Genomic DNA, 2,194 nt, shown 5'->3' on the forward strand with positions numbered 1-2,194 from the left:
CTGCGTGACCAGACCGCTGGTGCAGGACATGATCGCGTTCGGCGTCACCTTGAGGCCGAGCCCGGTGAGGGTGTCGCTCGCGTTCTGGAACGGCTGCTGCGTCACGTTCGGCAGCTCGACCTTGCCGTTCGAGACGGTGAGGTTCACCACCGTCCCCTTGGTGTGCGTCGACGAGGCCGCGGGGTCGGTGCTCATGACCGTCCCCTCGGGCACCGTCGGCGAGTAGTCGGAGCTGACCGCGCCGACGGCGAAGCCCGCCTGCTCGAGCGCCTTCTGCGCGGCGTCCTGCGTCTGCCCCGCGAGGTCGGGGACGGCGAGCTGCTCGGGGCCGAGCGAGACGATGACGCGGATGTTCTGCTTGCGCGCGACGTTCGTGCCGGACCCGGGTTCGGTGCGGATGACCGATCCCCGGTCGACGTCGTCGGAGTTCTCCTCGACCTTGACCGGGACGAGGTCCTTCTTGTCGAGTGCGGCGGCCGCCGAGTCGTAGGTGGCACCGGCGACGTTCGGCACGCTCACCGAGGACGTCACCGGCGGCTTGCCCGGACCGAGGTTCGCGACGAAGAACACGACCGCGACGATGACTGCTGCGGTCAGGATGATGCCGACCCAGATCCACGCCACCGGCGGACGGTTCTGCGTGCGCTGGGGGCGGTGCTCGGCGGTGTCGTCGTCGAGCTCGCGGAAGGCCACCGCCGGGTTCGAGGTCGTGCGGGGGTTGACGCCGAACAGCACCGTGGACGCGTCGTGCGCGGCCTGCTGCTGGAGCTTGCGGGTCGACGCGGGCACCTTGCCCGCTGCGGCCTGCTGGAGTTCGGAGCGGAACTCGGCGGCGTTCTGGTACCGGCGCGTGCGGTCCTTCACCAGGGCGTGCAGCGTGACCGCGTCGAGCGCCGGCGAGACCTCGGGCGTGAGGGACGACGGCGCGACGGGCTGCTCGCTGACGTGCTGGTAGGCGACGGCCACCGGGGTGTCCCCGAGGAACGGCGGGCGCCCGGTGAGCAGCTCGAAGAGCACGACACCGGTGGAGTAGACGTCGGTGCGGGCGTCCACGGTCTCGCCGCGTGCCTGTTCCGGGGAGAAGTACGACGCGGTGCCGAGGATCGACGTGGTCTGGGCGACGGTCGCGGACGTGTCCGTGATGGCCCGGGCGATGCCGAAGTCCATCACCTTGACCTGGCCGGCGTGCGTCACCATGACGTTGGCCGGCTTGATGTCGCGGTGCACAACACCCGCTCGGTGCGAGTACTCGAGCGCGGTCAGGATGCCCTCGGTGATCCGCACGGCCTCGTCCGGGGCGACCGGGCCCTCGCCGATGATGTCGGAGAGCGGTCGGCCCTCGACGTACTCCATGACGATGAAGGGCACCTGCACCTCGGCGCCGGAGGTCTCGGTGACGGTCTCCTCGCCGGCGTCGTAGACGCGGACGATCGTCGGGTGCGCCATGCGGGCGGCCGCCTGCGCTTCCTGGCGGAAACGGGTGCGGAACGCCGGGTCGTTGGCGAGGCTGGGCTTCAGCAGCTTGACGGCCACCTTGCGTCCGAGCCGGGTGTCGTTGCCCAGATGCACAGTGGCCATGCCGCCCCGACCGATGACTTCACCGATCTCGTAGCGGTTGGCGAGGAGGGTGATCCCCGCGGTCACACCTTCTGGCACGTACTCCTCCGAATGTCCGTCCGGGCAAGTGTACGGCAGGGTTCGCTGGTGAGACGCTGGTGACCGGGGGCCCGCACGAACCGTTACGCAACGGTGTCGCGAGCCCCCGTCCGGGGGTCGGTCAGTTGCCGTCCTGCGGGCCCTGGCTGGGGTTGTTGCCGTCCGTCGGGTCGACCGTCGGCTCGTCGGTCGCCTGCCAGGTGTCGCTGGACGCGGCCTCGGACGCAGCCGACGCAGCGAGGTTGCCGCACGTCACGGTGTAGCTCAGCGAGGCCGAGGTGTCGACCGCGTCGATCTGCACGGTGACCGATCGGTGGTCGGCGTCGAGCGTGCCCGAGGTCTGGCTCGAGGAGTCCTTGCCGCCGGTGATCGTGTACGCGTACGACGACACGGTGTACCCGGTCGGGCACGTGGCCGCCGCCCAGCTGAAGGTGACCTGGCCGTCGGCGGACACCGCTCCGGGCGACGCCGAGTTCGGCTGGTTGACCGTCGGCTGCGCCGTGTACTGCTGGAGCACGACGAGCGAGCCGACCGCCAG

Annotated in this window: 1 protein-coding gene and 1 pseudogene; both read right to left on the reverse strand. The window is 70.5% G+C overall.

Annotation, left to right across the window (positions count from 1 at the left end):
• Positions 1–1,656: Stk1 family PASTA domain-containing Ser/Thr kinase (gene pknB / locus I5E_RS01125; RefSeq protein ID WP_261974828.1), on the reverse strand; the 1,656-nt coding region annotated here is incomplete at its 3' end.
• A gap of 121 nt (positions 1,657–1,777) precedes the next feature.
• Positions 1,778–2,194, reverse strand: a pseudogene (locus tag I5E_RS25065) (serine/threonine protein kinase); the annotation flags it as partial.

The sequence above is a fragment of the Curtobacterium sp. B18 genome (assembly GCF_000333375.1).
GTDB lineage: Bacteria > Actinomycetota > Actinomycetes > Actinomycetales > Microbacteriaceae > Curtobacterium.